This window comes from Nonomuraea sp. NPDC049784, from assembly GCF_040659615.1.
Classification (GTDB): domain Bacteria; phylum Actinomycetota; class Actinomycetes; order Streptosporangiales; family Streptosporangiaceae; genus Nonomuraea.
This window is the reverse complement of sequence record NZ_JBFAMX010000085.1, coordinates 21,500-28,489: the sequence shown is the minus strand read 5'-3', so window position 1 is coordinate 28,489 and position 6,990 is coordinate 21,500. Positions and strand designations below refer to the sequence as shown.

The following is a 6,990-nucleotide window of genomic DNA, read 5'->3' as shown; positions in this document are numbered from 1 at the left end:
GCCGACATGGACACCGGATTCGACGGCGCCACCAGCCCGCTGGCCGTGGCCAACACGGCCAGCGGCGGCTCGCAGCAGATCGTCGGCGTCAACGGGAACAACGCCCTCGAACTGCGCGACGCCTCCCAGGGCACGAACCTCTCCAGCTACTTCTACAAGCGCCTGGCCACCGGCGCGCTGAAGGACCGCATCAACGCGGTGTACGGCCAGCCGATCGGCAGCCCCGCCGTACAGTTCGTCCTGCGCTACGACCTCAGGCGTGCGGCGGCCAGCGACAAGCCGGTCGCCAAGGACATCTACGCGCAGATCCAGTTCGGAAACTGGGACAACAACCTGGTGCCGCGCTTCCCGGTCCCTTATCCCAGCATCACGACCACCTCGGCGTACAAGGACACCTCGGGCGCCCTTACCGGCGTCGACGAGACCGACCTCCCCGAGTACCGCTTCACCATCGTGCCCAACGGCGGGCAGCGGCTGGTCACCACGGTCGAGCTGGGGTTCTCGGTGCGGGTCGACACCGGCGGTACCGACGAGGCGATCGTCGTGGACGACCTCGCCGTCTACGAGCTGCCCGGCGGCATCTCCGACTCGACGCCGCCGACCGCGCCGACCGCGCTCAAGGCCGGGCCGGTGTCGGCCACGAGCGTCTCGTTCAGCTGGACGGCGGCCACCGACAACGTCGGCGTGACCGGATACGACGTCTACCGTGACGGCTACTCGGTCGCGTCCGTCGGCGGCGGCACCACCCAGGCGGTCGTCGCCGGCCTGATGCCCGCCACCGGCTACCAGTTCACGGTCAGGGCCAAGGACGCCAGCGGCAACCTCGGCGCGCCGAGCACGCCGCTCTCCCTCTCGACCGGCCCGTACGTGCCCGAGTCGCCCGCTCCGTTCCCGGGTACGCCGCAGACCCGGCTGACGTGGCTGTGGGAGAAGACCAAGGCCATGAAGGAGGAGAGCGGCCCTGTCAACGTCGCGGCCTACGCGGCGCAGCTCGCCGACCACGAGAACGTGGCTGCCAACCTCGCCAAACTCGACGCGCAGTACCAGGTCTACGACGCCGAGCAGTACAAGACCCTGTCGAAGATGTACGCCTACCTCATGGTCGGCGACCAGTTCAGCCCGGCCATGCTGGCGCACGCGCGCAGTTACTTCGCCCAGTACGGTTACCAGAAGCTCTCGCAGACGGAGAACCTGCGGATGAGCAACTACGTCATCGGCTACCTCGTCGGGCAGTACTTCCCCGACCTGGTCGACAAGAACGGCAACTCCGGCAAGCAACTGCAGTCCATCAACAAGGCCAACGTCCTCGAGATGGTGCAGGCGGGGGAGAAGCAGGGCTGGGCCGAGTACCAGAGCCCCGAATACACCTTCATGACCTACTTCGGCCTCAACGCCATCTACCAGTGGGCCGGCGACCGCGGCTTCGCCCAGAAGGTCAAGAAGGCCATGAACATCATGTGGTTCGAATGGGCCAACGACTGGATCGACGGCTACATGATCTCCTCGGCGAGCCGGGCCAAGGGCGACAGCAACCTGACCAACGACCCGACCTGGCGCCCGGCGGATCACTCGGTGCTCGCCTGGACGTACTTCGGCTCCCACCGGGGGCAGCTGGGCGTCGGCGAGTCGGACAACTTCTCGCCCGCGGCCTACCGGCCTTACCTCGAGTACTCCGGGCTGGCGGCCTGGCCTGGGACGAAGTACGCGCCGCCGAAGCTTGCCGTACGGATTGGTCAGAAGCGGGACAAGTCCTACACCTCGCACAAGACCACTCTGCAGAACTCCAGCGGACACCCCATGTCCATCTACCGCACGACCTACGTGCGGCCCACCTGGGGGCTCGGCACGGAGATCCAGTACCGGCGGGTCGACAACTGGATCGAGGACATGCCGGTCGTGCTCCGCTGGCACTCCGACGCCGCCAACCCGCTCTTCCACGTGTCGGTCGACCAGGGCAACGCCCCCATCGGCACCTACAGCCAGCCCGCCAACCAGCGGGTGATGCAGGACGGCCCCACGGCGGTGGCCGTCTACAGGTCCTCCGGCGACCAGACGTCGAACTTCATCAACGCGATGTTCCCCACCAGCGGGTCCATCCTCGAACGGCGTGACGTCGACGGCTGGACGATCGCCAGGACCGGGCCGATGTACTTCGCCTACAAGCTGGCGAAACCGGCGACCTGGTACCACCAGACGCCCAACGACCCCGCCAACAAGGTGAAGACGACGGCACAGACCCACCCGACCGCCAGCCTCAGCTACAGCTACGACATCCTGCGCAGCCAGGCCGACAGGAACGGCTGGGTGCTGGAGACGGCCGATGCCTCCCGATACGCCGACCTCGACGCGTTCGCGCGCGCCATCACCGGCACCACGAGACTGGACGTGAGCCATCTCGAGGATGCGAACCCGCGGCTGGTGTACCGCAGCCTCACCGGTGACACCCTCGACATCACGTTCGACGACGCGGCCCAAGCCCCCGCGGGTGCGCTTCTCGTGAACGGCACCCCGATCGACTACGACTCGTTCAAGCTGTTCGACACCCCGTGGCTGCAGCAGGACAAGCGGGGTTCCACCTTCACCGCGTCACTGGACGGCGAAACCGTCCGCTACGACTTCGACTAGCCGGCCGTCCGCCTCCTCGGCCAGGCGCTGGACCGGGATGCCGTCAACAGGCTGCGCAGGACCATCGCGCCGACGAACCCGTCGTGCTTCGGCACCTGCCGTACCCGTCCGTGCTCGCCTCGCGGACGGCCGGCAGGTCGCCGACCGGCAGCACGCCGTCGTGGGCCCGCCCGATCAGCAGCCGGCCGAGGACCTGGGTATCAGCCGGTCATGCCTGCAGAATTGGCTGAATCAGGCCGATGAAGGCGTCGCTGGTGAGGGGCGGCGCTGCGGTACGGCCTTCCTCGCCGCCCCGGCAGCAGGGACTAGCAGGTGGAGTTGGTCTGGGCGAGCAGGCCGAGCCGCCAGGGCAGGAGGTTGTAGGGGTCGGTGGCGGCGGGGTCCTTGCCCTGGTAGAGGTACTGGATGTGGCACGGGTTGATGGTCAGCGTCTGGTCGATGCCGTTGCGGATCATCTCGCCGTGGCTGATGTCCCGGGTCCACGCCGTGCTGTCGAAGGTGCCGTTGGCGAACCGGATTCCCAGCGTCGCCGTGCCGGCGGCGGAGGCGTTGACGGTGAACTGGCCGTAGGCGCCGACCGCGCCGTTGCCGTTGCAGAACCCCCAGCGAGGCGAAGAGACTTCCGATGATCGCATTGTCGGAGCACGTCCCGGTCCGACCCGTCGATTGACGGACACCCGCCTGCTCACACCGCTGACCGAAGGCGACCGAGGTGGGCTGCTCAGGAAGGCGCGCGTCAGAAGTGGACGGCGCGAACCTCCGTCACGGTGAAGTCATCGATGGCGCGCAGGCTTTGCAGAAGGAACCCGACCAGGCCCGCCACCGCCTCCACCCCCTGGGCGGCTCTGGCTTGACCGGTCAGGAGGAAGACCAGGGGAGTCGACGGCTGGCCGAGCGCGAAGTTGCGGCCGTGCCGATGTATGTCGTGCAGGACTTTGATCGGGATCGGCCGGGGCGAGATGAACCACACCGCGACCTCCCACAGCGGCAAGACCGGATCGGCCTCGGCCGCGGAGCGGTAGCACGTCACGCAGCCCTGGCTGACATGCTGTTCATGGGGACAGGTCCACCGGGTGATCTCGGCTTGGGGTTGGTTGCGAGTGCCGAGGGTTGCTGCCTCGATGACACGACGGCGCACCGGACGGGCTTTGCTCTCGATCACGTGGAGTGCTCGCTGATGATGAATCCTTCGGTCGTCACAGACACTCTATGTGGCTGGTCAGCCGGTCAGGGTGGCTCGCCGGGTGTAGGTGACAAGGTGGTCGAGCTCGGTGTAGCCCGCCGCCTCGAAGAGAGCCCGGTCCGGCTCTGGGTCGCCGGCGGCGTAGAGGACGGTCTCCGAGGCTTCGTGCTCGCGCAGGATGGTGTCGGCCTCTCGCAGCAGCGCGCGCTCCAGCATCGCGTCCGTGTGCCGGGTGTCGGCGCCGAACCACCACAGGACGCCATGGCCGTTTGCCGGCTCTTCGATGACGAGTTCGGCGGAGCAGTCGTTGCCGTGGGCCTTGAGCCACCATCCCGGTGGGGCCGTGCTGGTGACCACCTCGACCGACGGGTACGTGGTGGCGTCGATCTCGCGTGGTGCCGTACGGCGCAGGTATCGCCAGGAGTCGCGTCCGGAGAACCCGGCGCGCTCGAGCGCCTTGCTCGTGACGGGTCGGCGGCCCGTCGGCAGGGCTCCCAGCCCCAGGCCCGGCGCGGTGGTGAAGGCATCGATGACGTCCCTGTCGCCGAGGGCGCGCAGCGCGTGGGAAACGAGTGTTTCGACGACGTCCAGGACCTCTCGTGCGTGCAGCCAAAGGATCTGGCCGGCGTTGTGGTGTCGATGTACGGCGTACGACACCGCGCCGGCGACGTGGCCGTCCGGGTCTACCAGAACATCGGTTCTGGGCTGTTGGAGCTCTGCCCATGGGGCGGGATTGTGCGGAGAGGTTCCAGCCATGGCCTGGTCGAGCGTGCCGGGTGAGCATGCCGCTTGGCCGGGCAGGCGGTCGGCGTCGGCCAGCGCGAGCACGGCCTCTCGGTCGCAACCGCGGTAGCGGCGCATTCTCATGCCCTCGCCCGGTCCACGCGCGGGTGAGTGGCATTGGACGAGGATCTCGCTCGCCGTCAGCGTGTTGCCCGTGCGGGCGGCGGTTGTCATCGCGGCTGTGGCGACGGGCACGGAGGTGTCCGGCGGGATGACCAGAAGCATGAATCCGTCATGGCTGCCGCGGATCACGCGGATCGTGTTCGGCGCCGCGGAGAAGCCGCTGACCCGCAGGAAACGGCCGTCGATGAGGAGGTGCGCCGGGACGTCGTCCCATGCGGTCACATCCAGGCGGACCCGCAGGATGGGGCCGAGCCGATCCTGCAGGTTGCTGACGAGGGCGGGCAATTCGCGGTTGAGGTCGGTGGAGTAGGGCCACCAGGCGCCGTCGAGCGTTCCGTCCCTGGTCAGTGTCGGCTCCAGGAACACCCGGGCCGGTTGGAGAACCAGGGTCGCGATGAACTGTTGATGGTTCGGCATCTGGCGTGCCGCCTGTCTCCGGCCCGAGAGCCGGCTACGCCCGAGACGATGCCGACGCGAGTGCCGACATGCGGAAAGTCTCAGGTCAATCCACCATACGCCTTGCCCTGCGCTTCACCGCATGCGCCAACCCGCGTCGGCGCGGTGAATGATCGCGTTGCCACGCTCGACGGCCCTGCTCGGTATAGACGGGCCGAACGGGCGCCGCGGATCGAGGGCTCGTCGTCACAGCTTCATGAGCTTGGGGTACGGTGCGGCAATGCGGTACGTCTCCGCGCCGAAATCGACGATGACGGCGATGTTCTGCTCGACGGCGATGACCCGGCCGAGGCCGTACTTGTCGTGGCTCACCTGGTCTCCTGCCACGAATTGCTCGACAGGGGGAGGAGGGACGTCGGGAACGTTGAAGGGGCTGGTAGGCAGGCGTCGCCGGGCCGCGGCTTGAGTAGGCCTCATCGACACCAGTATGCGGCCAGCCGGGCAAATATATCGACCTTTAGCATGAAATATCGGTCGATTCGTTCTACTGTGACCTGGGCGGATGCGTTGAGCGACCGCTCGAACCTCATTTCGGTGCCGAGGCCGCCATCGCCGTGACGCGGACGCCGGTCACGACGAGGCTCAGGCAGATCAGGGCGGCGGCGGCCACCGCCGTCAGCATGACCGGGTAGGAGAGCCACGTCGACAAGGTGGCCAGCACGGTGGGGAGCAGGAAGCCCACATAGGCGAACGTGTAATAGACGCCTGTCAGGCCGGCCAGGTCGTCCGCGCCGGCCATGCGCTGTATTTCCAGCAGCCCGGAAACCACCGCGATACCGTAGCCGGCCCCCAGAATGGCCGCGGCAGCGGCTGCGAGCCACGGCGACAGCAGCACCGCGTTCGCCGCGCACAGCGCCGCGCCGAGGAGCATCACCGTCATCGCCGCGACGGGAGCCCGTCCGGCGCGGGTTCCCGTTCCACTGTGCAGTTTCTTGGCGACGGGTTGCACGGCCGCGCCCATGCCCAGGGTCAGCACGGTCAGCCCGGTCGCGTACGCGAGTCCCCAGACCCCCACGTGGGAGCCGACGAGCTGGGGCATGACCGCGTACGCCAATCCGGCCGAGCCGAACACCCATGGCGCCATCGGCAGGACCACCAGCCGGAACCGCTTGCGGGCGGGGGCGGGGACGCGCAGGTCGTTCACCAGTGTCGTGAGGAGTTCCCGGAGCCCTGCCGTGTGCGGGAGCGGCGGCCGCGTCTCCGGCACCCGCAGGAGCAGCACAGGTATCGCCACGGTGAGGAGAAGGTGGACGGCGTACGGGGTCACCATGGGCCACGGTCCCCACTGGGCCACCACGCCCGCGACACCTGCGCCGAGTCCGAATCCCGCTGTCTGGCACAGTGAGGCGCGGCGTGCCGGGAGTCCGCTGTCGTCCTCTGTCGAAAGCTCCTTCACCCAGCTGCTGCCCACCGACATGGCGATGCCGACCGCGATGCCGGTGATCAGCCGGCCCGCGTAGATGGGCCACGCGCTCTGGCCGCCGAAGCAGAGCACCAGGCTCGCGACGGCCGAGGCGACGGTGCCGGCCACGAGTACCGGGCGTCGCCCGCGCCGGTCCGAGATGGGCCCGGCCAGGAGGAGTCCCGGCACGAGCCCGACGACGTACGCACCGAGGAAGGCGTCGACGCTGAGCGCGGAGTAGCCGCCCAGTTGGCGATACATCAGCAGGAGCGGCGTGAACTGGTTACCGCCCCACCCACAGACGAACATCGCCGCGGCGACGGTGCGCCAGGAGTCTGGCCGAGGCGCGCTGGCAGGCGGTGGGGCAGCCTGCTGGGTTTCGAGCATGGAGAGGGGCAGACCTTCGCATATCGGGTGC

General features: G+C 68.3%; 6 protein-coding genes. 1 reads left to right on the top strand and 5 read right to left on the bottom strand.

Annotation, left to right across the window (positions count from 1 at the left end; genetic code table 11):
• A partial coding sequence (locus AB0J09_RS19880; protein ID WP_360692711.1) for a fibronectin type III domain-containing protein occupies positions 1-2,625 on the top strand: 2,625 nt, incomplete at its 5' end.
• 305 nt (positions 2,626-2,930) lie between these two features.
• Here AB0J09_RS19880 and AB0J09_RS19875 read toward each other — a convergent pair.
• From AB0J09_RS19875 to AB0J09_RS19855, 5 genes are all read right to left on the bottom strand, one after another.
• The gene (locus AB0J09_RS19875; protein ID WP_360692709.1) at positions 2,931-3,260 is read right to left on the bottom strand and encodes a non-reducing end alpha-L-arabinofuranosidase family hydrolase; all 330 of its coding nucleotides are present in this window, start codon (positions 3,258-3,260) and stop codon (positions 2,931-2,933) included.
• Positions 3,261-3,361: 101 nt separating this feature from the next.
• On the bottom strand, positions 3,362-3,787 hold the full coding sequence (locus AB0J09_RS19870) for a hypothetical protein (RefSeq protein WP_360692706.1): 426 nt from the start codon (positions 3,785-3,787) through the stop codon (positions 3,362-3,364).
• Positions 3,788-3,844: 57 nt separating this feature from the next.
• Positions 3,845-5,131, bottom strand: coding sequence for a DUF5994 family protein (locus tag AB0J09_RS19865; protein WP_360692703.1), 1,287 nt, complete (start codon positions 5,129-5,131; stop codon positions 3,845-3,847).
• 225 nt (positions 5,132-5,356) lie between these two features.
• On the bottom strand, positions 5,357-5,482 hold the full coding sequence (locus AB0J09_RS19860) for a hypothetical protein (protein WP_360692700.1): 126 nt from the start codon (positions 5,480-5,482) through the stop codon (positions 5,357-5,359).
• 214 nt (positions 5,483-5,696) lie between these two features.
• Positions 5,697-6,959 (bottom strand): MFS transporter, encoded by a 1,263-nt coding sequence (locus AB0J09_RS19855; RefSeq protein ID WP_360692697.1) that lies wholly within the window; start codon positions 6,957-6,959, stop codon positions 5,697-5,699.
• Positions 6,960-6,990 lie beyond the last annotated feature (31 nt).